This is a genomic window from Pseudoalteromonas sp. MMG033, from assembly GCF_057197785.1.
In genome coordinates this window covers 2,252,282-2,274,765 of sequence record NZ_CM170070.1, presented here as the reverse complement: position 1 = coordinate 2,274,765, position 22,484 = coordinate 2,252,282, and the positions used below count along the sequence as shown (strand labels likewise).

Below are 22,484 nucleotides of genomic sequence, written 5' to 3'. Positions count from 1 at the left end.
TCTAAAGGAGATACACGAATGCTAGTACAACGCACATTGACCTTGTTCTGTTTACTGATAATTGCTTTAACGGTAGCAGGTTGCTCAACCCCAACGCCATACAAAGTGACATCTCAATATGACTCCATCACTTTGCACTACCAAAAACAACAATCGAATGAAGATTTACCTACTTTGATTTCTGAAGACAATAAGCGCTGGTATGGCAGAGAAATAGGCCCACATCGATATAAGTACACATTGAATATGCCAGTCACTGGTGAGTGCTTCAAACTTGTGCCACAAAATGACCATAATGGAAAGCCTATCCACAAGTGCATCAAAAACCCACTCCCGACTAAGCATGCCACGTTACTCGCAGAAAAAGACGAACTGGAACAAAAGATCGCAAACTACCGGCAACAGTATCCCAGTGATATACAAAGTCTGACTAGAGCACTCAATAATAACCCAGCGTATAAGGATAAGCGTTGCTCATTACCCGCTACTGAAAGCTTGCCTGAACGTCCTCATACAATTTGTGATGACGAAGAAGCTTTACAAAAAGCTCAGATCTCATGCCTTGCGCCACTAGGCTCAAAGGCTTGCCAATATGCACTCAAGGAAGAGAGAAAACGCAAAGGTAAAAGAGCAAGCAAGACGGAGTTATTCTTAGCTGGTAATGCGTGTAGCTCAATGATCAGCCAACGCATATCCGGTGGTGAAATTGGTCTCGGATTAGTTGAAAGCGCAGCCGATGCAATCGGAGACGGGCAAGGAGGTTTTTTTGATGGGCTCAGTGCATTACTTGAGAGTGCAGCAATGGCCACGCGTATCGCTTCAGCATACAGTTGCTTTGATGGTCTGATGCCTAGTTGTGCAAAGAAAATTCGGCGCTGGGAAGCTCAGGTCAGTGCCACCCTGCAAAGGCCTCATGACTTACACAATGAATGTAACGACACAGCTAAGAGATTGAAAAAATCACAGAAAGATTTTACGCGAATTCAAAAAGGTATCCAGAAATTAGAACAGGAATCTGATAAAAATAGAACTAATATCATTGAAGTTGAAAGAAGCTCCATAACAACATACATCAAAAACTAAAAAGATAACACCTTGACTCAGAATGAAATATAAATAAAATAAAAACATTTAAAATTAACATAAAAAATGTACGAAGCAATATTGAAATTAACATGAGTATACTTTATTCCGATAAAATGATTTCTCCAAGACTTAGAGTTACTTCCCTACTCGATTACTCTTAGTGTCTTTGCATCGACTATGGCATTGACACTTATCTTTATGACCAGAAAAATTGGTGTGAGAAATATGAAATTTAGGAAAGCATCAAATGTGCTAGCGCAAACTTGGCTATCATTTATTTTCTTCACGATACCAGTACTAAACATTATTTACCCAGCTATATTGTGAATATCCTGAAGTGAAATAAAAAAACACACACCAGCAATTATTTTGTGATGATTTTATTATTTCTGGTTCACTCACAACCTAACATCATTTTACTCCTTGTCTATTCTTAACTTGACACCCTTGGCCTTACTGCCGTTTGTATTTATAAAAGAAAGAAAGTTATACTTATCAATAATAAAATACGCATTTTCACTTCTAATCATTTCCACACCTTTTATATTTGGAGATGCACTTTACAGCATCCCCTAGAGTTAGACCTAATGAAAAGAAAAGCTACTTATATTTCTTTATTCCAATTGAGTGCGGTATTTTACGGCTTCTAATTAAGTCTGAATCAAATTCAAAGGTACTAGTCTTCATTTGTGCTGAATCTCCACCGTCCATACGAATAATCGCACTACCTTTTACCCCCCAACTGTCAAACTCACTAATTACTTGTGGTATTGATTTATTGTTGGCAATGAGAAAAATCAAATATTTAAACTGGCAAGTCTGGTTATCAGGATTACATCCATTACGAGGAACCCCTCCTATATACAACCTATCCACCTTATTTGTTTTATCATCATCCGAAAGATATTCATCTTTGTGAAACCCAACAATAGCGCTATCTACATTCTGACCATAACTGAAACCAGAGCTGATGTAATAACTACCACCCCATGTTTTTGTTAGAGTTTTAATATCCCTCCCTTTATTATCTATGTAGGTAGTAATTGGTATTCCATCTGATACGACTGGATATGTAATAGGAGCTACAGTGAAACTATACTTGTGAGAAAAAAACTGACCATTAACCATTCCAAAATATGAATAGTCAGAATATTTATCCCAATGCTCACCTAGCTTCATTTTTGTATATAGGTCAAGCCCATTGCTATCTACATTTCCTGTATAATCAAAGTTCCCTAGCTCAATATCGCTTTTATCAGTATCCATTACGATGGCATAATACTCCCTACCCTTCTTGTATAATGCAGCACCATTACTAGCCTCAGATAAACTATAATCAAGGGGAATTGTGCCAAACGGAATATCCCAAGACATAGCAGGGTAAGACGCAGATAAAATTAATGATAAAATTGCAATTTTAGATTTCATGAAAGTATCCTTTTTAGAACTAAAGACCTTTATGGTTACAAAAGAGATAACAAATGTAAATCAACTATCAATAAAATATATTATCATTATCGATAGTTCTTAACCCCATAACCATGTGAAACCAACTTGAGAAATCAGCCTGCCAAATTTCAATACCTCACCTCACTGAAGAAAATTATTGGTTGATGAATTTTACATCTCAGGCGACAAGAAAAACCTATCAACAGGCAATCCAACAGTTTATCAGCTTTGCAACTATCACAAGCCCGAAAGCATTACACAGTGTAAAACAGGCTGATGTGCTTATCTGGAGAGAAGCACTCAGAGATCAAGGTTATACTAACCGAACAATCTGTAATAAGCTGTCGGCCCTGTCTTCATTATTTGACCATTTATGTGAAAAGCAGATCATGCCAACCAACCCTGTTAAGGGTGTTAAAAGACCTAAACTAAGCCAGCAAAGAGTCGTCACACCAAGCCTGCCCGTTGAGCAGGTGAAAACGATGATGAGCATACCCAATAAAGATAATCCCAGAGAATTAAGAGACTGGGCGCTATTACATGTACTGTTTTACACTGGATGCCGTGAATGAGCCATCCACAGACTTAAAGTCGGTGACTTTTACCTGCGCTCCGGATATTTTGTACTAGAGATCCGTGAAAAGGGGTGAAAAGAAAACGTAGTTGCGATCCATCATAAGTTGCAAGCCGCATTGAGGCTATATTTATCAAAGTATAACTATGCGAATGATCCCGAAGCGCCCCTGTTTCAAAACTCAAGAAAATCACCCAAGCCATACACACCCATATCAACAGTCAATATTCGATATATATTCAAAAAGTATCTGAGGCGTGCGGAGATACCAAATTTTGAAAAGTACTCTGTACACTCTGCCCGTGCCACCTTTATTACCGAAGCATTACGCAACAATACGCCAGTTGAAGACGTACAGCGAACAGTCACACACGCAAATGTCAGTACAACTTTGATGTATGACACCAGAAGCCACGAACCAGAGAAAAGCGCCAGTTTCAAAGTTGATTACTAACTGTCCATTTGACTTTATTTAAGTACCCTTATAATGAATAAGCTCAAACTTATATCAAAAAATGGAATTTCACTGAAAGCGACTTTACGCTGAATAAAACTTATTTTTCATAAAGTTACCAATATACAGTGGCAACAATAACGGGTGACTTATACAACTCCTATAAATCAAGAGTTACTAATTTTAAATCACCTCCCCTTCTGCTTTAGTATTTTTCAAAGATGAATAAAAACAAAATATTGGCAAAAAACAAACACAAGTGAAACATTAAGAAGGATATGTGCTATTTCTCAGTGACAACTACCATGAATTATAAATTTAACACCAAAAAAATAATGGCAATAATCGCAATAATCGGTGCTGTTAGTGCTTTACTTTTAACGCAAGGGCATGAAGAAAAAAAAGATTATACAAAAAACAACCTCTTGAAAGAATTAAAGGAAGAAAAAGAATATAACAAGCCAAAGAGCGCTAAAAAAGAAAGCTATAACAAAGAGAAAACCCTCACAAAAAACCTCTCTCCTGAAAGAGTTGAAAATATAAATTATATTGTTAGAGAAGATGGCTGGATTCCTTTCTATATCGAAGATTTTGATTTAGAAAACCCTCACTACCCCTCTTCCCTTGGTTACATCGCCGACGAATATATAATCACTTTCCATGAAAGCTTTAGTGAAGATGAAATAAATAAAGAAAAGATAGAAAGCCTACTTGGCTACAACCTAACAAAATTCGAAAGTAAACCTGAAGATGGAAAATTATATATAAAAATAAAATTAAATGAATTTAATGCCAAAGAAGTAGAGACAATTAAAGGCCTATTAAGAAACCTAGAAGATGATAGATTTATTAAACGACACGCTCAGAATTATGGAACCCTTCCAGAGTATAGAAGTGAAAAGTATCAAAAAGTAATAAGGACACTAACAGATGGTTAATGAAAGACCCATGATAAAAATATTATTATTTACATCATTACTCACTACCTCACAAAGTTCAAACTCCGCTAGCAATGAGGACAGTAAACTGTACACATTTGAAGATGGAAAAAACAAGTATATGGAAGTAATCGGCTTTGACAGCTTGGACAATTCTAAAGAGACTTTCCTTAGTAAATACTCGTATTTACACAGCAACCCAACGGTCAGTGTAGGCGTTTTAGATTCTGGATTTTACTACAACTTTGATGACTTGGTAAACACGCTTACCAAAATTACCAACCGCCAAGGAAGTCATGGAACTCTTGTATCTAGTATAATAGGAGCAGAAAAAGACAACCAACTAGGTTATACTGGAATAGTTAAACCAAAAAAAATGTATGGAATAAGTTATCATGACAAAAACTCATGGGAAAGCAGAATAAAATACGTTAAATATATTTGCTCAAGCCTTGATATAATAAACATATCCCAAACCATATCCTCAAAATCCTACAGGTATACCAAAGAAAGTTATAACGAATCCGAACACTTTCAAGATATGCAGGAATGGAGAGATGTATTTCGCTCAAGAGATTGCTCTAACACATTATTTGTATTATCCGCTGGAAACTCAGATGTAGATGCGAGGAAGGAAAATGGAGGAATACACTACCAATATATTGAAACAACTCGTCAATATGAGTATAGACCTCTTGATAATGTAATAGTTGTTGGTGCATTGCAAGGCGACGAAATAACTCAAAATTATGGTGAGTCTGTTGACATTTATGCTCCTGAAAATGTTGGCGGGCCAGACCGTGTCGAATCTGGCAAGAGCCTCTACATCACAGGTAAAAAGGGAACCAGCTTTACAGCTCCACAAGTGACAGGAACAGCAGCCGTTATCCACAATGAAATAAAAAGCAATCCAACAATAATAAAAGACTACATACTAAACAGAGCCAGCTTACAAAATATAAATAAAGTGCGGGGATTAGATGAGAGAACCACTGAAAGACCAATTTTAAATATCTATGAAATAGTCAAAGAAGTTGTTCGTGTCTATGGCCCACCAATATAACAAGTGACAAAAATAAAATAGCCAGACCAAAGTTTGGCTTTATTTTAATGACCCAATCCTCACTCGAGCGAAATTCGAGAAATAGGTGTCTTGCTGTAATCCAACCACATAGCTAGATGTCAGTTCCTGTTCTGGATCTAGTTCAATAACATACAAAGAAGCAAAACTATACTCATTAGTTTAAAGTTGATTGCTAACTGACCATTTGACTTTGACCAATTTCTGATACAATAAAAGTAGACTTATTTTTTTAAGAGTAGACAGCATGACTATTACTCTCCACGGCAACGTTGCCGAGCTTGTACAAGCTGAAGCAGATAGTTCAGGGTTTCAGTCGCCAGAAGATCTTATCTTCGAGGCGGTTTCAGAGTATGTAAAAAAGCGCATTGATTCGGGTATTGAACAAGGTCTTCAAGATGTGGCTAATGGTGATATGGTTGAACTTGACGCTGGCAACATCTCACAGATACTTTCTAAACCTGCATCTCAATGGTAAAAGTACTATTAACCCGCAAAGCCAAAACCGACCTTGAAGCGATCGAATGTTTTATAGCTGAAGATAATCCAGCCAGAGCCAGAAGTTTTTGTGAAGAGTTCTTGCACAGAGCTGTTGAAAACTTAGCTACATTCCCTTGCTCTCACCCGCTCTATAACAAAGAAAAGAATATCAGGCGCTTTGTTTACCGAGACTACAACTTGTACTATCAATACGATACATCAAAAGACTGTGTGTATATCCTGCATATACTCCACGCCTCGGTATTTCAAAATATGCTGTTGCGTAATTCTAAGTGAAAATAAAAAACTATTTATTTGATATTTTACCGCTTTTCCTGAAGGAAGCTTTTTCCTAGCCTTGTAACCACACAACTTAGGGGATTACCTGCCTCAAGCTTTCCATAAACGTTTATATACCTTTTGCTTTCCAATTCTGAAAGCATCTCTAAATTACTTTCAGTCACTTCGATAGTCTTTTCACTATTATAGATTGAATTGAGCAGCTCTTTATAAGAGTCTAATTTTTGGGGTACAACTGTCTCTAAATCAACTGATATTTGTTTTTTCCTAATAGTTTCTTGCTCTTCTTCAAGATCATCAATTTCTCTCTGCTGTTCTTCTAAACCTTTTTTAACTTGAGATAAATTAAGAGCTTCCAAAGCTGTTGAAATTACTTTCTTTCCAGCCAGCGCAATTGCACATGCATATGCTATTAGCTCTAAAGCCTTATTGGTCTCTTTAGAAAAAAAGTCCGTTAAGATACCATTACCGATAGAGTTTAGAATTAATGGCATTAATAAAATCGCAATAAACGCTAACAAGAATTCAGAAAAAAAAACCTTCTTACTTAATTCATCATTTTTCATAACCGTATAACCCGCGATAAGCAGTGGTAACGATATGTATATAAGAATTATATAAGCGATTTTATCCATATACGGTCAATCTATGTTAAATTCCATTTCATCACAAATAGAGAAAATTTTGTAAAATAGTAAGGTAAATGAATCTTGGTGATAATTTCTATAACGAAGAGCATAATATACTGTAGATAAGTCAATTCTATGAAAAAACTTATTAAACTCGACGAGTTCATCTTCGTTATCATATTTTACATTCATAAGTATAGAGAGCATCAGAAGGGCTAAGTGCTCATTACAAAACTCAATTTCATGCTCAATATTTTTTATATACTCTGTAGATTCAACTTCTGAGCTCGTGTAACTCTCAGAAGATGAAATGGAATCCCACGATGCAGGTTTTAACTTGAGTATCCATTTTGCAAAATAGCTGGCCCTTACTGGCTCAGATATAGAGTAGATTTCGGTGCCACAGCCCTTACGCTTTTCTTTCGTAATATCATGGTATCTAGCATATCGTATCAAATCATCCGTTACTGAAACTAGCAGGTCAGCGATTCTATAGTCCATATATGGGGCAAAACCTTCAACATCCGAAAACCGTTCGCTGTGAAGATCTTTCATATGAGTAACTTGACTCTGGATAGCACGCTCTAATAATTCGTTGTTTACATTATACTCATTTGCGTATTCTGGAAACCTCGCTAATTTAGAATGAGGTTTGCAATCTTGTGACACTTAATAATCCTTAATTCACAAAGCTAATGGGAGCTATTTAATTCTAGAAATGCGTACTGGTAAGCCATTTATTATATCATCAACGTTATATTTGGCCCGGTTTACAATTCTGTGCCCACTTCCATCACCTCCGCGCTCTAAATCTTCGAAGGTTCTACGCTTAATGTTACTAAACATATTACTCACACCTGCAGATAAGTTTTCCCAATCTTTGCTAGTGCGTAGTTGATTAACTCTCATTGTTTTACTCGTTAATTAATAATTTATTAGTGTATTCGCTAAAGATATCTTGTAGCTCAATAGGAGGAGCACAACCATTAATATTCAAACCGTTGACTATCCCATTCGCTTTAGCTTTGCTTATACGCTTTCCATTCCTTGCATTATTTAAAGTATCTCTTGATAACTTCCCAGATACAGCTATCAAAGAAATACTCGCACCAGTAGAGTCTATCGCACTCTCTAGCTTGTCCACATCTGCGATATAAAATGCACTCATAATTCCACGAACCAAGTATCAAAAAGCACCAATGCTTGGTCACATTATAAACATTTAGTTAGAAAACGCAAAAATTACCTAAAAACCGACAACTTTCTGCAGAAATCGGCAGTTCTTGCATTTCTAATAAAGCCTAAATTTTTAGAGGCTCAGACGTGTCACGGACGCAGAATTGTACAGTAATTAATTTATTAAACAAGATGTTTTTTTAGGCTTTCAAAACCAAAAATTTCTTTTTCAGAAACAAAACACTTACAATAACACTCAAACATTTGATTAATTTAACATTTTAGATTTCCCAATCAACTCGCTCTTAATAAAAGTCGCCACAGGCACTAGCCCTGCCTTTTTCTTGATGATTGCAAGCTCTGAAGGGGTAAACCTTAGCCCCACTAGCTCTGATTGTTTTTCCGCAGCGGGTTTTGCTGTTCTGCCACTGGTTTTTACTTGTGATGGCTGATGCATCAAATTAGATAGTGTGTTTTTGTTACTAAGCTTGATGTTTGTCAGGCTATTTTTTTGATTCATGTTTAGGGAGGATTAAAGAATAAATGGCATCGAATTGCTTACTCACTTCCCTATATTGAAACTTGGCAAGTGGTGATGCAGCTTGAAGCTGTGAGATTGATTTTTTGGATTTAAAGATCTCATCAAATACCTTGGAAAACTTCAGTGGTAGCACTGGAATATCTCAACCAAATTTTTCATGCACAAGCGTTTGAATATATTTAAAACTTTCGCACTCATGCCAGCTTTTACCTTTGTCGCGGTAAGTTTTTTGCAGTTTGGTTGCCACCACAAGAACATTTTTGTTGAGGTGCAAAACTTCGGCAAGCGTATTTAATCACGCCAGTATGGACTTGTACTCGTCATAGATAGGTATAATCACCCAGTCCGATTGCGCAATAGCCGAGCTAATACTTAAGGCGCTGTTTGAAAGTGCCCCAGCAAGATCGAAGACCATATCTATATGCTCAGGTATCACAGGAAAAGGCTCATTGAGATCAACGACCATAAACTGATCTTCAGGTAATATTTCGTCATAAATATGGTATGGCTCGTTTGTTCCTAACGCAAAACCGTGGTCGTGAACGATATTGGTTGAGATTGGAGACTTCCCCGCCCCTCATTTTGTGGTATAAACAGTTACTTTCATAAACTTGTGTTATCAATTAAATCTATCAAACTGATTTTACTGATATTTTAGAATAATCAAAGTTACTTTGTTATTTCGAGTTACTCGAAATAATCGATTTAACTCAGTCACTCAATTAAATTGATTTACCGTGTTTTTTCTCGTAACTATCTTGAGATTGGCGAAGTGTACCGAGCTTTGCTTTAGCTTGGTTAATTCGCATTTCATGGAGCTGTGTGTCATCTAAGAGTTTTTGCTCACTGGCTTTTTTCAAATCGCTATCACTAAAACTCATTATGGCCTTTTCTAGGCTGGTTGAAATGACTTTGTTCGCCTGTTCGAGTTCTTGTGTCGAACCCAACCGCTCAGCCCATTCTTTATCTTTGAATAGGTCAAGACTCAGTTCAATATTGCGCTTTTCCTTCATTACCGTGTGATAGGCATTAATTCGAGAAACCAGCTCATCATCTTTTGGCCGATAAATTGAATCTTGCTCTTTGGCTTCCATACATTACTATCTATATTGACTGATATATGAACAGTTTGAACCCTAAACCTTAAAATTTCAACTTTGTCAGGTATAGCAAGAAGGGAATAGAGCTTAAATATGGCGCATCCGTTTACTCCACAAATATGTGATATGGCCGATAGCATGGGTATATGCCTTTATCAGCGTTTTTCTCAAGCTGAAGCCGCTCTTTTCTTGCATTGCACTATTGAAGCGCTCACAGAGTTACAGAAGCAGCATAAAATTGAGTATATCCAGGTTAACGAAAATCTGACGGAATTTTTCGGATTTCAACTTTTGGAGTACTTAGCACAACAAATCCAGCCCAGTAATGAACCGCCACAACTAAACACACCAGATAAGATCATTTGCGTAAAAGAAGTACAGCGCCTAACTGATCTCTCCCGTACAACCATTTGGCGACTAGAACGCGCAGGGAAATTCCCCGCTAGAGTGCCACTAACAGGAAGCCGTATCGGCTGGCGCTATAATGATATACAAGAGTGGATTAAAAGCTGCTAAACTAGCCTCGGAATATAGAGTAATTCGACACAGGGTTAACCGAAAAACAATGGTGGCAGGAGTGGTGGCAGACGCCCTTTTTTGCTAGTAAAAACCAAAGATAACCAACTGTAATTTAAAGACTTCCATTTTACACTCAAGAAGCAGATCCAGAATATTGAGTAATAATTAGGTAAACCCAAATTATTGACAAGCGCCCAGCATTGCTGGGCTTTTTTATGCAAATACTAACCAGAATACATGCATGCACCTGTAATACAATCTAGCTACTCAAAACAAGCCTGTCGTTTAAAACGTTCTCATCAAAAAAGCATATAAATATTTAAATTGAAAAAATATACAGCTGACAAAACTTAAGCACTCGAATAAAAACAGATACTTAAAGTTTAAAATTTTGCAGCTATCTGCCAATACGTTCTACAAACTACTCAACTGATAAAATAGTTAATAAAAGAGCTTTTAAATCATATATTTATTCAACTCCATTCAATTGCGAAATTAAGCTGCTTGAACAACATTTAAAAAGCAATTTAATAAGGAGATATTGTTATGAAAAAAGAGCTATTTAATTCCTCTTTCCTCACTCTATTGTTACTGTGTTTTATCAATATAAAAGCCCATGCTGACAGCTACATAACCTGTTCAAGTTGTTCATCGGTGACATCTATGCAGAGCAAGGCAAGGTCCTATATTTTTGACAGAACAAATGGAGACAGTATGTCGTCTGCATACACTGTTCACCTTGTTAGCATTCCGCATGGAATAGCAGGGTCATTTCACGTTACTTCCAGACCACAATTAGACCGGTTTGGCGAACTTGAAACCATTGTCATTGCCAGAAGGTCTTCGACTCCACAAAGTTTGATCGATAAAGCGAAACGTGCCCAGTCTTATATGCACTTAGCCAAGAAAACGCGTGTGCCTAGCAGTAGTGGTTATAATTCAGCTTGGGAGTTGGCCCAAAATAGTAGCAGTAGAGATAGGCTCGATGATTGGGCTGAGCAAAACGACTCTCTAACATACTGGTCAACTCAAATTATCTCAATCTTTGGCGGTTTATTCTATGACCCACTTGCAGGAATTGAGCTATTATTTGAGTTTGATGATGGCTCGCAATTAGTTATGAAAGCAGCCACTTTGAGGTCAGGGACCAAACTGCGCTTAACGTATACAAGACATAGTGCAATAGACTCTGAAGGAAACCGGATCCCAGATGCAGGATCCTCAATTCACGGTACTTATCAGTTTTCTTCACAATACAAGCTAGAGCAGTACATACAAAAAGCAGCAGAGTATGGTATTCGATTAAGAGTTATACAAACAGGAGTGAGGGGAAGAGTAATCATTACCCCAATTGACAGGACTTAAAATATGATAGAAATGCTTAGAAATGGTGAGCTACACCTTATATCCGTCGCTTTTTTTGTGCAAGTTTTTGTTTGCCTTGTAATAAACTACTTCGTCGCACACAAATATCGATATAGCAAAGTATTAGCTGTTATCACAGCAATGCTGCCACTGATCAACACCTATGCGACTTGTGTATATATCGCGTTAGTTATATTCCATTCTAGGCACCCTAGGGTGACAAACAGCGAAAGTTAGTTCACTGTACATCGCCAAGCCTAATTCAGGATTGGCTTTTTACCAAACCTGAAAATTACTTCACAACAACAAGCATCTCACCACTTACTATCAAAAGCGAGAAAACCCAGTTTACTTTTTGAACAAGTAAACAATAGCATGCTTTACCCGAAGTGCTTTTATGAACCTTTTTATGTCGATATAACAAACAATCAGGAAATTAATTCATAAATTCGCAATTTTCTTATCCTTAATTAATAATTTGAAAAGGCAAATTTGATATTCCAGGTAATCGGAGTACACAACTTTCTTGGGTAACAATATGAACTTGAGTAAAAAGCTTTATTTATCCTTTGGTTGCCTCATCGCACTGATGGTTTTTTCCAGTACCGTTGTTTGGTTTAAAGTCTCCACCGAGACTGCAAGAGCTTTTGAAGTTAAAGGTGATGACCTACCCGGTATGATCTTATATAACCGCCTTCTTCATTTAGAGTATCAACTCAATAATATTGCGCTTGAATATCTCAATGGCGATGTCAGTAAAGTGGGGCAATTTAATCAGTTGTTCGAACGTTTTAAGTCCACTCAAAAAGAACTTTACGGCTATGAGTCTGCGAAGCAATCTGACAGAGACAAAATGGCGCGTATCATGGCGCTGGCAGAGAAATTCCATCGCGATGTAAATAACGAGATTTTTGCCAAATATGACCCTCGCGCTTACGAACAAGTTAAGCAACGCGTTGATAAATTAGATCGTGACGTAGGCCAACCATTGGAAGATTTATTAGATGATTTAAAAGAGCAAGAATTTAATGGTGCCCTAAAATCAACCGATCTACAGGAATCAATAAACGATGACTTACCGGGTGTAAGATATTATTTAGAGCTAGTTGATGAGGGTGGTGACATGATCGCAGCCATCATTTCTCACACCACGGGTGCCCCAGCCGCTGAAGCGGATTTTAACGATGATGCACAAAGCTTCAGGCATTACTTAGATTTATTAAAACCTCTAGAACAAAAACCTAACGAAGTTCGTGATATCGCCCGCATTGAAGAGATGTTCGCAACCATTCAAAAAGAAGCGCAAGAAGTCTTTCGCTCCTATGACTCAACAGCTTACGTCACAGCACAAAAAAAATTAGCTGAGCTCACGACTAACCAGATGATCGAGCTATCCGAAATCCTTGAAGTCTCTAGTGAAGAAGAAAAAGATGATGCGACTAAAGCGCTGGATTTATTGGTTGAAGGGCTCAATACCACACTTGTTATCATTATACTCATCACGCTTGTCGCAGCCATTATCGCTATCGCCGTCGCATTTGTGATCAGTCGCTCGATTGTGACTCGTTTGAGTCAAGTACTCACCATTGCCGAGGGGATCAGTGAAGGAGATATCTCAAGACCGCTGCTGACCCATGAAGGCAAAGATGAAATTGACAGCCTCGCAGAAGCCACTAATAAGATGTCAAACTCACTCAACTCTCTACTACAAGCTATTAGCAATGTGGTGAATGATGTTAAAACATCCAGTGATGATATTGCTGAGACAAACAATCAAATTGCTTCTCGCAGCCAAGCATCCGCCGACCAATCCACACAGGTCGCCACAGCCATAGAGCAAATGAGTGCAACAGTGTCAGAGGTGGCATCTCAAAGTCAGGTTGCAGCAAGCCATGCCGACGGCGCACGAAACCTTGCATCAGAGGGCGGCTCAACAGTAACAGCCACCGTTGATAAAATTAAATCAGCATCAAATGAAGTACAAGATACCGCTGAAAATGTTACACACCTTGGCGAGCTAAGTAGTCAAATTGGCAATGTGATTGGCGTGATTGGCAGTATTGCAGAACAAACCAACTTACTGGCGTTGAACGCCGCAATTGAAGCCGCACGCGCCGGTGAGCAAGGGCGTGGTTTTGCCGTGGTTGCAGATGAAGTAAGAACACTGGCTGAGCGCACATCCAAAGCCACTGAAGAAGTAGTTAGTACCGTTCAATCGATTCAATCTCAAACAGAACATGCGGTTAAATCCATGGAAAACAGCGTATCGCAAGTTAACCACAGCGTGTCTATGGCTGAAGATGCAGGTACACAACTTGAAGGGATCGTCACCGGTGCCAGTGAAATCGCGTCGATGATCCAATCAATTGCCACCGCCACTGAAGAGCAATCAGTCGTAGCCAGTGAAATGGCCAGAGATATTTCACAAATCGAGCAATCAAGCCAGAGCTCTTTGCAAGATACACAAGTCGCCGCACATTCAGCACAAGAGCTAAACAAACAAGCGGAAGAGCTGGCCGTGTTGGTGAGCCGATTTAGATTACGTGGCTAGCCAAAACTGGTAAGTAGACGCACAAAGATTTAAAATAGCGCTTTTTACGGGAGTAATAAGCGCTCATACTCCCTTTTGCGTACACAAAGGTTTTTCACTATGACAATGACTCGCGGTAACTTGTTTATCTTATCTGCGCCTTCTGGGGCTGGTAAATCAAGCTTGATCAAAGCTTTATTGGACAAACAAGCCAATATTAAAGTTTCAGTATCTCATACAACACGTTCACCCCGTCCTGGCGAAAACAATGGTGAGCATTATCACTTTGTTTCCGTTGATGAATTCAAAGCTCTGATCGATAAAGGTGATTTTTTTGAATGGGCGCAAGTCTTTGAGAATTACTATGGTACGTCAAAGCAAGCGATTGAAGATCAGCTAAACAAGGGCATCGATGTCTTTTTAGATATAGATTGGCAGGGTGCAAGGCAAGTCAGAGCGTTAATGCCTGAAGTCAAAACCGTGTTTATCTTACCGCCTTCGCAAAGCGAATTAGAGCAGCGCTTAAATAACCGTGGCCAAGACTCACAAGAAGTGATTGCAGCAAGAATGGCTGAAGCTAAATCAGAAAGTAGCCATTACGATGAATTTGATTACGTCATAGTGAATGATAATTTTGATACTGCGCTATGTGAATTAGAGCACATTGTTGTCGCAGCGAGATTGCAAATCAAAGCGCAGCAAACTCGTCACAAAGCACTTATCGCAGATCTACTCGCTGATTAAACACGTTAAATCTTGGATGAGATTGACATACTCGCGATAAATTTTAACCATTCACTTGGCGAACAGGGCTGATTGAAGTAAACTAGCCCTTTGCTAAATGTATAATTTTTTGGAGTGCTTCGATGGCTCGCGTAACTGTAGAAGATGCAGTAGATAAAATTGGTAACCGTTTCGATTTAATCCTTGTTGCAGCGCGTCGCGCTCGTCAGATTTCTGTTGGTGGCAAAGACCCTATGGTTGAGGCTGAAAATGACAAGCCAACCGTTATCGCGCTACGTGAAATCGAAGAAGGTCTTGTAACAACAGACTCTCTTGACGTGATCGACCGTGAAGAGCAGCAAAACCAAGAAGCAGCAGAGCTTGCAGCAGTTGCAGCTATTGTTGGTGGTAACCGCTAAATAAACTTCTAGACGGCTTAAAATGCCCTGTCTAAGTAAAGTTTGATATAACGCCAGCTCAAAGCTGGCGTTTTTTTTCATTATTTGCAAAAGCATCACGCCTTTGCGTTGGCTTCCGAGCCAATTCATCGTATATTCAATAATAACTATCTATTAACTTCACTGGAACATTGGAGTGTGAATGTATCTATTTGAAGGCCTCAAGAAAAAAATCTCAGAGTACCTAGCACCTGAAGATGTGGAATTGGTGCAAAAAGCCTATGTTGTTGCGCGCGAAGCGCACGAAGGGCAAACGCGCTCAAGTGGTGAACCCTATATCACTCACCCTGTTGAAGTGACGCAGATACTTGCCAGCATGAAGTTAGACCATGAGACGCTCATGGCTGCATTAATGCATGACGTCATTGAAGATACTGATTTTAGTCAGGCGGATCTGGCTGAAATCTTCGGCGAAACCGTTGCCGAACTTGTTGCGGGTGTAAGTAAATTAGATAAGCTCGACTTTAAAGACAAAAAAGAGTTTCAAGCTGAAAACTATCGCAAAATGATTATGGCAATGACACAGGATATTCGCGTCATTCTTATCAAGCTTGCGGACAGAACACATAATATGCGCACATTAGGTTTTTTAAGACCTGAGAAACGCCGTAGAATTGCAAGAGAAACGCTTGAAATATTCGCGCCAATTGCCAATCGCTTAGGTATCCATGACATCAAGAATGAGCTAGAGGACTTAGGTTTTCAAGCGCTCTACCCGATGCGCCACCGCGCACTTAAGTCAGAAGTCGCCAAAGCGCGTGGTAACCGCAAAGAAGTGATCAGTAATATTCAGACGGAGATAGAGTCTCGCTTAGAAGAAAGCGGGATCGTCGCTTCCGTTAAGGGACGTGAAAAGCACTTATATAGTATTTATAAAAAAATGCTGAATAAAGAGCTGTTATTCAATGAAGTCATGGATATCTATGCATTTCGCATTAATGTCGATAATATCGATACCTGTTACCGAGTCCTTGGCGTTGCACACAACCTATACAAGCCAATTGAAACCCGCTTTAAAGACTACATCGCCGTCCCGAAAACCAATGGCTACCAATCACTACACACCTCCCTAGTCGGCCCACACGGTATCCCTGTCGAAATTCAAATTAGAACACATGACATGGATCATATGGCAGACAAAGGGGTTGCTGCACATTGGATGTATAAAAAGTCAGGTGACAGTGCAGGTCATACAGCGCAGCAGCGTGCACGTCAATGGATGCAGAGCTTACTTGAACTGCAGCAAAGTGCAGGCTCTTCTTTTGAGTTTGTTGAAAACGTAAAAACAGAACTTTTCCCAGAAGAAATCTATGTATTTACTCCTGATGGTCGCATTGTTGAGCTACCCATGGGTGCAACGGCTGTTGATTTTGCCTATGCTGTGCATACCGATGTGGGTAACACTTGCGTCGGAGCAAGGGTAAACCGTAAACCGTATCCATTAAGTAAAGCATTAGATACTGGGCAAACCGTTGAAGTTATCACCAGCTCTGGGGCACACCCGAATGCGACTTGGCTTAACTTTATTGTGACCGGTAAAGCACGTTTAGGCGTTCGCAATTACCTCAAGAGCCAGCACCAAGAAGAGTCTATTCAATTAGGCAGACGCTTACTTGACTCAGCACTGGGTGAACAAAAACTCGATGACATTCCAACCGAGCAGATTGAACGTGTTTTAGAAGAGCATAATCTCAATACACTACTAGAGCTACTTGTGGAAATAGGTAATGGCAATATCATGAGTGTATTAATTGCCAAACGTTTACTTCAGGCTGATGACGGACTCGAAAGCCTTGCCAAACAAGCCAAAGCTGCGATTATTGGTACTGAAGGTATGCTGGTGACTTACGCTAAGTGTTGCCGACCTGTGCCAGGTGATGCAATTGCAGCCTATGTCAGTCAAGGTAAAGGCTTGATGGTGCATAGACAAGAGTGTCGTAATATCAAAGGCTGGGAAGGTGAACGTGCGAAGTACTGCGTTGTAAAATGGGAAGACAATCCCGAGAAAGAATACATTGCAGCATTGAGAGTAGAGATCATCAACCACCAAGGTGCGCTTGCCAAATTAACCAATGTGGTTGCCAGTGCACAAGCTAATATTGTTGAGATAGCCACAGAAGAAAAAGAAAGTAATTTATATATTATTGATTTGGGCGTGACAGTAAAAGATAGAATTCACGTCGCCAATATTATGCGCAAGATCCGCGTTATGCCTGATGTGCAGCGTGTATATAGAAAGCGCTAAGGAAGTTATTATGAATAAAGCAATTATTTCAACCGATCAGGCACCTGCTGCGATCGGTACATACAACCAAGCAATCAAAGTAGGTACTGCGGTATACCTATCGGGCCAGATCCCGCTGGTGCCAGATACAATGGAAGTTATCTCTGAAGATTTTGCAGAGCAAACACATCAGGTGTTTAAAAACTTAACCGCAGTATGTGAAGCGGCAGGCGGACAGTTGCAAGATATGGTGAAAGTGAATATTTTCATGACGGACTTAAGCAATTTTGCCACTGTAAATGAAATCATGAGTCAGTACTTCAAAACACCTTATCCTGCTAGAGCAGCTATTGGTGTGAAAGAGTTACCAAAAAATGTACAAATTGAAATTGACGGTATTATGGAGTTACCATCAATGAATTAACGGTGACTTATCACCCGCTAAAAGGCCTAACCCATTAGGCCTTTTTCATTTGCGTACAACATATATAACGCCATACATTGAAAAATCTTCTAAAAATAGCCCATCAACTTTGATCTTAACAGCTTGACTACATAATATTAATTAAGCAAGCTGATAATGCGAACAGCAAAAATAAAATGCTTTGAGTCAACCTAATCATAAGAAATGATGACATAAAATGGACGCTCGGAATTTATTGAATTTTTGATTGTCATACTAATACTAACTAATTCATTGCTCATAAGCGCACATGCGCTGCAATCACAGCGCAAAGGGTAAGTTTAAGTGTGAGCTCAGTTTTGAGCCGCTCGGTCTATAAGGAATAGTCTGTGTTTAAAGTCACTAAAAATGGCCAAATATTAATGGACGTTGCTTCTGCAACACCACCCAGTCAGGCATTCATTGTCGAAGCGCTTGAGTGTTCTCCCTATGCCGATTGTGAAGTCGATCATGATTCAATAGCTGCTTACTTTCAAAGCGAGGTGGCAGAGCAGCAGCTGTTAGTCGCAAAGCAAAAGCACGCGCAGTTAAAAATTTCAATTTCCGAAGATAAAATGCAAGCTTCAGCCACCATTACAACGGCGCAAGGCGGTAGCCTTATCAGTCTAGAGCAAGCTAAGAAAATAATTGTTAAAGCTGGAGTTTGTAGAGGGTACAAGCAAGCTTTTTTAGAAAAGCTACTCGCAAAGCAATTTGACGCACCTCCTGGTACAGAGCATAGCGGTATTATTGCCCAAGGTCGTCCTCCTGAAAATGGCCTACCAGCCAAGCTAATATCACACGTTTTAACACTCAAAGAGCGTTTAAAACAGCCCAAATTAAGAGAAGACGGTACTGTAGACATGCGAGACTTTGGCGCGCTCTCAAGTGTCTCACCTGGAACATTACTTATTACCCAGCGCCCAGCTACTCCCGGCAAAGAGGGTTTCACAGTAACAGGGGATAGCATTACACCAATGCCTGGAGAATCGTTTCAACTGGTTGCAGGTGAAGGCACTGAAATCTCACCAACCAATCCACTCGAGCTAATTTCAACCATTGCAGGCTGCCCCTCAGATATTCAAAATGGTATGCGAGTCGATGACATATTTACCATTGCAGATGTGAATGTGAAATCTGGCCATATTGAATTTAGCGGCAGTGTAATTGTCACCCATAACGTCGAACCCGGCATGAAAGTCAAAGCCAGCGGTGACATTACTATCATGGGCACAGTCGAGTCCGGTGAAATTATCAGCGAAGGAAATATCGAAGTACGCGGCGGTGTCATTGGTCACCTTGATCACAGCGACAATGATCAAAGCTTAACCTGCAAACTCATCGCCAAAGGTAATATCAATATAGTTCACGGCCAATACACTTATTTAGAAGCCCGTAATATCTATATTCAAAAACAAGCAAACCACTGTGATATCAAGGCACTCAGAACAGTTCGCGTTGGCTTAGAAGACAATCCTCGGGGTAAATTAATTGGTGGAACCGTATTTGATGCGCAATCTGTCACAGCGGGCGAAATAGGTAGTCCTTCTGGAGCAACGATGTCGGTATACCTTGCCAATTCAGGCGTCGAGATTACCAATAAAACCGACCAATGTATACGCGACTTAGGCGACACAGACGAGCAATTAGAAAATTTACAAAAAGCGGTCGAAAAAGCCGAACAACTCAAAGATATCGAAAAAAAGAAAATGCTCATGGCCAAAATCAGTGCCACGCAAATCCATTATTGTCAGCAAGCTGAAGCACTTGAAAATAAACTCAGTGAGTTGGATCATACGCTTCATGAATTACTTGAAGGTACACAGCTACAAGCAACGTCAGCACTACATTCCGGTGTTGAGATTCATATTTTTGACAAAATCTATACCACCAACCGGAGTTACCCACCTTGCACAGCAAAATTGGCAGATGGGCAAATAGAGATAGAATTTAAAATTTAGAGGGGGAGCCCACCCCTCTTAAGTCAATTAAAGTACGCCTTCAATATCTTGCTTAAGCGCTTCTGGCCATACACCAACTTGAACTTGCGCAATGTGCTGCTTTTGCAATAACAGCATCACTAAACGAGATTGACCTATACCACCGCCAATGGTCTGAGGTAGCTCACCTGCAAGCAGCGCTTTGTGCCAATCAAATTCAAGTCTCTCTTGCGCATCACTTATCTCTAATTGGTGTGCCAGAGAATCAGGTGACACTCTGATACCCATTGATGAAATCTCAAAAACATCTTCAAGAACCGGGTTCCAAACAATAATATCACCGTTTAGACCTTGGTATTTTTCACATGTTGCCGTTGACCAATCGTCATAGTCCGGCGCGCGTACATCATGGATTTTACCATCACCTAGCTCACCACCAATACCAATTAAAAATACCGCGCCATATTCTTGAGCAATCGCTTTTTCCCGCTGCTTTGCTGTAAAGTCAGGGTACATAGCTCTTAGCTCTTCGGCATGAACAAATGTGATTTTCTCAGGTAAAAACACGTCTGTACCAAACTCTTTAGAAATGGTTTTCTCAGTGTGCTTGATGCACTGATATAGTGTTTGAACAGTCTCTTTCAGTGCAACAAGGTTACGTTGTGAATCACCGCAAATGACTTTTTCCCAATCCCACTGATCAACAAACACTGAATGAATAGGTGATAAACGGTCCTCATCTGGGCGAAGTGCTTTCATGTGAGTGTATAAACCCTCACCCACCTCAAAACCATAATCTCCCAACGTTTTACGCTTCCATTTGGCTAAAGAATGAACAACTTCAAACTCACTATCAGCGAGCGTTTTCACTTTCACTGATACCGCTTTTTCTGTGCCGCTTAAGTTGTCTTGAATACCGTCCCCTACCTTTGCCAGTATCGGTGCTTGTACTTCGACTAAACCTAATTGCTCAGTTAACTGTGCTGAAAAAACGCTTTTTACGCGAGCGATTTGCTGCTGTGTTTTTAAGTATTGTGCTTTCATATTGATCCCCATTCCAAATTTTTGATGATTCTGTGTATTAATTATCTGATATATCCATCGTCAACAAATTTTAGATAAAATTCAATATTCAAAAACAAAAATACTGAAACACAACTTCAATCAATAAAAAAAGTGGTATATATTTATTGAATCAACAATTATAGATAACAATAACCATGGAAAATTATCAGATCGATAATCTCGATAAATCTATTTTGCATGCACTAATGAATGACGCCAGAACTCCCTATGCCGAATTGGCCAAACGTTTTGCTGTGAGTGCGGGTACAATTCACGTTCGTGTCGAAAAGATGAAGCAAGCTGGGATCATCACAGGGACTAAAGTCTGCATCAATGCAAAAAAACTTGGCTATGATGTGTGTTGCTTTATCGGTATTAACCTCAAGCACGCAAGAGATTACCAAGATACCATCGCGCAGTTAGAAAGTTTTGAGGAAGTTGTCGAAGCCTATTATACAACCGGTAATTACAGTATTTTTATCAAGGTTTTAAGTCAATCTATGGACCATTTACATGATGTACTTGTCAATAAAATACAATCGATTGAGGCTATTCAATCGACCGAGACCTTAATCTCCTTGCAAGCACCCATTATGCGTGAAATCCAGCCATAAACTTTTGTCAGCTCTGAGACCAAATAGGTGTGTACTTATACAGTAATTATTTTGGTATAATAGCCACAATATTGTATTTAAGAGCAGTCCTTGATGAAAGAAAATCGCTTTCAGCGCGTAAAACGAATATTGGAACAACGACAAACGGATTTGACTGTGTGCCTCGATGAAGTGCACAAGCACCATAACCTATCCGCTATCGTACGCACAGCTGACGCAGTTGGCTGTCACTATGTTCACGCCGTATGGCCGCAAGATCAAAGACGCTTAACCAACAACACTTCTGGTGGCAGCAAAAATTGGGTCGACACACAAATGCATGATGATATCGACCAAGCTGTTGCTAAAATCAGAGAGCAAAACTCAGGGATCCAGTTACTTGCTACCAATTTAAGTGATACCGCCGTCGACTTTAGAGAAATTGACTACACCAAACCAACTGCTGTGATTGTTGGTCAAGAGCGTTTAGGTATATCCGATAGGGCGCTTGAGCATGCTGACCAGCATATCGTCATTCCAATGGCTGGCATGGTGCAGTCATTAAATGTATCTGTTGCAACAGCGCTCATTCTCTACGAAGCGCAAAGGCAACGCGAGGAAGCCGGTATGTACCAACGTAAAGACATGTTGGACCCGAAAGTAAAGCACACGCTGCTTTTTGAGGGATGCCACCCAATTATTGCAAACCGCTGTAATGAAAAAGGCCTTCCCTACCCTGAGTTAGATGAAGATGGCGAAATTGTCGCTGATGATGCATTTTGGAATACGCTCAAATTCAGTAAAAAGTAAGGAAACT

24 protein-coding genes and 1 pseudogene are annotated in these 22,484 nt (G+C 39.6%); 17 read left to right on the top strand and 8 right to left on the bottom strand.

Annotated elements, in window-relative coordinates:
- The first annotated feature begins 18 nt into the window (after positions 1-18).
- Positions 19-1,083 carry a hypothetical protein gene (locus tag AC2CZC_RS10000; RefSeq protein ID WP_484584705.1) on the top strand — a complete coding sequence of 355 codons (1,065 nt, stop codon included), beginning with the start codon at positions 19-21 and terminating at the stop codon, positions 1,081-1,083.
- Between the two features lie 603 nt (positions 1,084-1,686).
- Here the strand turns inward: AC2CZC_RS10000 and AC2CZC_RS09995 are convergent.
- Positions 1,687-2,514 carry a hypothetical protein gene (locus AC2CZC_RS09995; protein WP_484584704.1) on the bottom strand — a complete coding sequence of 276 codons (828 nt, stop codon included), beginning with the start codon at positions 2,512-2,514 and terminating at the stop codon, positions 1,687-1,689.
- A gap of 185 nt (positions 2,515-2,699) precedes the next feature.
- On the opposite strand from AC2CZC_RS09995, the gene AC2CZC_RS09990 reads away from it, so the two are divergent.
- The 6 genes and pseudogenes from AC2CZC_RS09990 (at position 2,700) to AC2CZC_RS09965 (ending at position 6,359) form a co-directional block, all read left to right on the top strand.
- Complete coding sequence (locus AC2CZC_RS09990) at positions 2,700-3,107, top strand: tyrosine-type recombinase/integrase (RefSeq protein WP_484584703.1); 408 nt, start codon at positions 2,700-2,702, stop codon at positions 3,105-3,107.
- 90 nt (positions 3,108-3,197) lie between these two features.
- Positions 3,198-3,563 (top strand): annotated as a pseudogene (locus AC2CZC_RS09985) (tyrosine-type recombinase/integrase); the annotation flags it as partial.
- Between the two features lie 305 nt (positions 3,564-3,868).
- Entirely contained in the window at positions 3,869-4,501 is a 633-nt protein-coding gene (locus AC2CZC_RS09980) for a hypothetical protein (protein WP_484584702.1), read from the top strand.
- Positions 4,494-5,564, top strand: coding sequence for a S8 family serine peptidase (locus AC2CZC_RS09975; protein ID WP_484584701.1), 1,071 nt, complete (start codon positions 4,494-4,496; stop codon positions 5,562-5,564). The genes AC2CZC_RS09980 and AC2CZC_RS09975 overlap by 8 nt, the downstream gene beginning before the upstream one ends.
- A 265-nt stretch (positions 5,565-5,829) precedes the next feature.
- The gene (locus tag AC2CZC_RS09970) at positions 5,830-6,060 is read left to right on the top strand and encodes a hypothetical protein (RefSeq protein ID WP_484584700.1); all 231 of its coding nucleotides are present in this window, start codon (positions 5,830-5,832) and stop codon (positions 6,058-6,060) included.
- Entirely contained in the window at positions 6,054-6,359 is a 306-nt protein-coding gene (locus tag AC2CZC_RS09965) for a type II toxin-antitoxin system RelE/ParE family toxin (RefSeq protein ID WP_039494335.1), read from the top strand. Before AC2CZC_RS09970 ends, AC2CZC_RS09965 begins: the two co-directional genes overlap by 7 nt.
- Positions 6,360-6,385: 26 nt before the next feature.
- On the opposite strand, the gene AC2CZC_RS09960 is transcribed toward AC2CZC_RS09965, so the two are convergent.
- The 6 genes from AC2CZC_RS09960 to AC2CZC_RS09935 all read right to left on the bottom strand — a co-directional run bounded on the left by AC2CZC_RS09960 (position 6,386) and on the right by AC2CZC_RS09935 (position 9,802).
- On the bottom strand, positions 6,386-6,997 hold the full coding sequence (locus AC2CZC_RS09960; protein ID WP_484584699.1) for a hypothetical protein: 612 nt from the start codon (positions 6,995-6,997) through the stop codon (positions 6,386-6,388).
- Positions 6,998-7,003: 6 nt separating this feature from the next.
- Positions 7,004-7,660 (bottom strand): hypothetical protein, encoded by a 657-nt coding sequence (locus AC2CZC_RS09955; protein ID WP_484584698.1) that lies wholly within the window; start codon positions 7,658-7,660, stop codon positions 7,004-7,006.
- Positions 7,661-7,904: 244 nt separating this feature from the next.
- Positions 7,905-8,159: a hypothetical protein gene (locus AC2CZC_RS09950; protein WP_484584697.1), complete on the bottom strand. Its 255-nt coding sequence runs from the start codon at positions 8,157-8,159 to the stop codon at positions 7,905-7,907.
- A 276-nt stretch (positions 8,160-8,435) separates the two neighbouring features.
- Positions 8,436-8,687: a hypothetical protein gene (locus tag AC2CZC_RS09945; RefSeq protein ID WP_484584696.1), complete on the bottom strand. Its 252-nt coding sequence runs from the start codon at positions 8,685-8,687 to the stop codon at positions 8,436-8,438.
- Positions 8,688-9,003: 316 nt separating this feature from the next.
- A complete protein-coding gene (locus tag AC2CZC_RS09940; RefSeq protein ID WP_484584695.1) occupies positions 9,004-9,174 on the bottom strand; it encodes a hypothetical protein in 171 nt (56 codons plus the stop codon).
- A gap of 256 nt (positions 9,175-9,430) precedes the next feature.
- Positions 9,431-9,802 (bottom strand): hypothetical protein, encoded by a 372-nt coding sequence (locus AC2CZC_RS09935; protein ID WP_484584694.1) that lies wholly within the window; start codon positions 9,800-9,802, stop codon positions 9,431-9,433.
- Positions 9,803-9,901: 99 nt separating this feature from the next.
- Here AC2CZC_RS09935 and AC2CZC_RS09930 point away from each other — a divergent pair, with 99 nt between their 5' ends.
- From AC2CZC_RS09930 to AC2CZC_RS09895, 8 genes are all read left to right on the top strand, one after another.
- Complete coding sequence (locus AC2CZC_RS09930) at positions 9,902-10,324, top strand: helix-turn-helix transcriptional regulator (RefSeq protein ID WP_484584693.1); 423 nt, start codon at positions 9,902-9,904, stop codon at positions 10,322-10,324.
- Between the two features lie 717 nt (positions 10,325-11,041).
- Positions 11,042-11,692 (top strand): hypothetical protein, encoded by a 651-nt coding sequence (locus tag AC2CZC_RS09925; RefSeq protein ID WP_484584692.1) that lies wholly within the window; start codon positions 11,042-11,044, stop codon positions 11,690-11,692.
- A gap of 538 nt (positions 11,693-12,230) precedes the next feature.
- The gene (locus AC2CZC_RS09920; RefSeq protein ID WP_484584691.1) at positions 12,231-14,243 is read left to right on the top strand and encodes a methyl-accepting chemotaxis protein; all 2,013 of its coding nucleotides are present in this window, start codon (positions 12,231-12,233) and stop codon (positions 14,241-14,243) included.
- 99 nt (positions 14,244-14,342) lie between these two features.
- Positions 14,343-14,966: a guanylate kinase gene (gmk, locus tag AC2CZC_RS09915; RefSeq protein ID WP_063361047.1), complete on the top strand. Its 624-nt coding sequence runs from the start codon at positions 14,343-14,345 to the stop codon at positions 14,964-14,966.
- Between the two features lie 122 nt (positions 14,967-15,088).
- A complete protein-coding gene (rpoZ, locus tag AC2CZC_RS09910) occupies positions 15,089-15,364 on the top strand; it encodes a DNA-directed RNA polymerase subunit omega (RefSeq protein WP_063361048.1) in 276 nt (91 codons plus the stop codon).
- A gap of 181 nt (positions 15,365-15,545) precedes the next feature.
- Positions 15,546-17,648 carry a bifunctional GTP diphosphokinase/guanosine-3',5'-bis pyrophosphate 3'-pyrophosphohydrolase gene (gene spoT / locus AC2CZC_RS09905; protein ID WP_484584690.1) on the top strand — a complete coding sequence of 701 codons (2,103 nt, stop codon included), beginning with the start codon at positions 15,546-15,548 and terminating at the stop codon, positions 17,646-17,648.
- A gap of 10 nt (positions 17,649-17,658) precedes the next feature.
- On the top strand, positions 17,659-18,051 hold the full coding sequence (locus AC2CZC_RS09900) for a RidA family protein (protein WP_063366779.1): 393 nt from the start codon (positions 17,659-17,661) through the stop codon (positions 18,049-18,051).
- A 368-nt stretch (positions 18,052-18,419) separates the two neighbouring features.
- A complete protein-coding gene (locus tag AC2CZC_RS09895; protein ID WP_484584689.1) occupies positions 18,420-20,030 on the top strand; it encodes a DUF342 domain-containing protein in 1,611 nt (536 codons plus the stop codon).
- Between the two features lie 27 nt (positions 20,031-20,057).
- Here AC2CZC_RS09895 and asnA read toward each other — a convergent pair whose 3' ends face one another.
- Positions 20,058-21,053 carry an aspartate--ammonia ligase gene (asnA, locus tag AC2CZC_RS09890; protein WP_484584688.1) on the bottom strand — a complete coding sequence of 332 codons (996 nt, stop codon included), beginning with the start codon at positions 21,051-21,053 and terminating at the stop codon, positions 20,058-20,060.
- Positions 21,054-21,229: 176 nt separating this feature from the next.
- Between asnA and asnC the strand changes: the two genes are divergently transcribed.
- Positions 21,230-21,688, top strand: a complete 459-nt coding sequence (gene asnC / locus AC2CZC_RS09885; RefSeq protein WP_063361053.1) for a transcriptional regulator AsnC — start codon at positions 21,230-21,232, stop codon at positions 21,686-21,688.
- Between the two features lie 93 nt (positions 21,689-21,781).
- Positions 21,782-22,477 (top strand): tRNA (guanosine(18)-2'-O)-methyltransferase TrmH, encoded by a 696-nt coding sequence (gene trmH / locus AC2CZC_RS09880; protein WP_484584687.1) that lies wholly within the window; start codon positions 21,782-21,784, stop codon positions 22,475-22,477.
- Positions 22,478-22,484 lie beyond the last annotated feature (7 nt).

Excerpts from the sequence above, each read along its gene's own strand:
- AC2CZC_RS09960 (WP_484584699.1), bottom strand. The coding sequence starts at position 6,997 with ATGGATAAAATCGCTTATATAATTCTTATATACATATCGTTACCACTG.
- rpoZ (WP_063361048.1), top strand. The coding sequence starts at position 15,089 with ATGGCTCGCGTAACTGTAGAAGATGCAGTAGATAAAATTGGTAACCGT.
- AC2CZC_RS09970 (WP_484584700.1), top strand. The coding sequence starts at position 5,830 with ATGACTATTACTCTCCACGGCAACGTTGCCGAGCTTGTACAAGCTGAA.
- asnA (WP_484584688.1), bottom strand. The coding sequence starts at position 21,053 with ATGAAAGCACAATACTTAAAAACACAGCAGCAAATCGCTCGCGTAAAA.
- AC2CZC_RS09945 (WP_484584696.1), bottom strand. The coding sequence starts at position 8,687 with ATGAATCAAAAAAATAGCCTGACAAACATCAAGCTTAGTAACAAAAAC.
- AC2CZC_RS09965 (WP_039494335.1), top strand. The coding sequence starts at position 6,054 with ATGGTAAAAGTACTATTAACCCGCAAAGCCAAAACCGACCTTGAAGCG.
- AC2CZC_RS10000 (WP_484584705.1), top strand. The coding sequence starts at position 19 with ATGCTAGTACAACGCACATTGACCTTGTTCTGTTTACTGATAATTGCT.
- AC2CZC_RS09925 (WP_484584692.1), top strand. The coding sequence starts at position 11,042 with ATGTCGTCTGCATACACTGTTCACCTTGTTAGCATTCCGCATGGAATA.
- gmk (WP_063361047.1), top strand. The coding sequence starts at position 14,343 with ATGACAATGACTCGCGGTAACTTGTTTATCTTATCTGCGCCTTCTGGG.
- spoT (WP_484584690.1), top strand. The coding sequence starts at position 15,546 with ATGTATCTATTTGAAGGCCTCAAGAAAAAAATCTCAGAGTACCTAGCA.
- asnC (WP_063361053.1), top strand. The coding sequence starts at position 21,230 with ATGGAAAATTATCAGATCGATAATCTCGATAAATCTATTTTGCATGCA.
- AC2CZC_RS09920 (WP_484584691.1), top strand. The coding sequence starts at position 12,231 with ATGAACTTGAGTAAAAAGCTTTATTTATCCTTTGGTTGCCTCATCGCA.
- AC2CZC_RS09950 (WP_484584697.1), bottom strand. The coding sequence starts at position 8,159 with ATGAGTGCATTTTATATCGCAGATGTGGACAAGCTAGAGAGTGCGATA.
- AC2CZC_RS09935 (WP_484584694.1), bottom strand. The coding sequence starts at position 9,802 with ATGGAAGCCAAAGAGCAAGATTCAATTTATCGGCCAAAAGATGATGAG.
- AC2CZC_RS09980 (WP_484584702.1), top strand. The coding sequence starts at position 3,869 with ATGAATTATAAATTTAACACCAAAAAAATAATGGCAATAATCGCAATA.
- AC2CZC_RS09930 (WP_484584693.1), top strand. The coding sequence starts at position 9,902 with ATGGCGCATCCGTTTACTCCACAAATATGTGATATGGCCGATAGCATG.
- AC2CZC_RS09975 (WP_484584701.1), top strand. The coding sequence starts at position 4,494 with ATGGTTAATGAAAGACCCATGATAAAAATATTATTATTTACATCATTA.
- AC2CZC_RS09940 (WP_484584695.1), bottom strand. The coding sequence starts at position 9,174 with ATGGTCGTTGATCTCAATGAGCCTTTTCCTGTGATACCTGAGCATATA.
- trmH (WP_484584687.1), top strand. The coding sequence starts at position 21,782 with ATGAAAGAAAATCGCTTTCAGCGCGTAAAACGAATATTGGAACAACGA.
- AC2CZC_RS09995 (WP_484584704.1), bottom strand. The coding sequence starts at position 2,514 with ATGAAATCTAAAATTGCAATTTTATCATTAATTTTATCTGCGTCTTAC.
- AC2CZC_RS09990 (WP_484584703.1), top strand. The coding sequence starts at position 2,700 with ATGAATTTTACATCTCAGGCGACAAGAAAAACCTATCAACAGGCAATC.
- AC2CZC_RS09900 (WP_063366779.1), top strand. The coding sequence starts at position 17,659 with ATGAATAAAGCAATTATTTCAACCGATCAGGCACCTGCTGCGATCGGT.